Raw genomic sequence first — 847 nt, forward strand, 5'->3', positions numbered from 1 at the left:
GCCGGCCGCGGCGCAGGGCGGGATCCCCGCCGGACAGGCCGCGGAGGGCAAGCCTGCCGAAGCCAAGCCTGCCGAAGCCAAGCCTGCCGAAGCCAAACCTGCCGATACAAAGGGGGGCGAGGCCAAACCTGCGGATGCCAAAGGGGCGGACGGCAAGGGGACGGACGGGAAGCCCGCTGCGCAGAAGCCCGCCGCGCCCCAGCCCCAGATGTCCGAGCCGCTCAAGGCGGTCCGGGCCCAGCTCGACGCCGCCAAGGCCGAGCTCGAGGCCCGCGAGAAGCAACTGGGGCATCCCGACCTGACCCCGACGGACCTGGCTGCGATCCGCGACAGCGCCGCGACCGTCACCGAGGAGATCCGCGCGCTGATCACCCGGCTCGACACGCCGCTCGAGGCGGCGCGCGAGCGGCTGACCCAGCTCGGCCCGAAGCCCAAGGACACCCCGGAGAGTCCGGACGTCGCCGAGCAGCGGGTGGAGCGCGAAGCCGCCGTCGCCCGCATCGACGAGACCCAGCGCCTCGCCCGCTCCCTGCAGGTGCAGGGCGACCAGATCGTCGACCGGGTCTCGAACCGCCGGCGCGAATCGTTCACCCGCGACCTGTTCCAGCGCTCGCAGCCCCTGGTCGGGCCGGGCCTCTGGAGCAAGGTCATGGCCGACGTGCCGCGGGACACGCGCTCCCTGCAGAGCGCCGTATCGGATATCGGGCTGCTGTTCTCCCGCAACGGCAGCATCGGCAACCTGCTGTTCCTGGGGCTCGCCTTCGGGATCTCGATCGCGCTGTATTTCGGGCGGCGCAACATCGCCCCCCGGGCGGCCCGGCGGGACGCCCGGGGGGCGATGTTGCGC

Annotated in this window: 1 protein-coding gene; it reads left to right on the forward strand. The window is 73.1% G+C overall.

Translation table 11 applies throughout. The features are described 5' to 3' along the window. Positions 1-208: 208 nt before the first annotated feature. Positions 209-847 (forward strand): DUF3772 domain-containing protein (locus FV228_RS31155; protein WP_246694104.1); only part of this gene is annotated, 639 nt, incomplete at its 3' end.

This window comes from Methylobacterium sp. WL18, assembly GCF_008040015.1.
GTDB classification, from domain to species: domain Bacteria; phylum Pseudomonadota; class Alphaproteobacteria; order Rhizobiales; family Beijerinckiaceae; genus Methylobacterium; species Methylobacterium mesophilicum.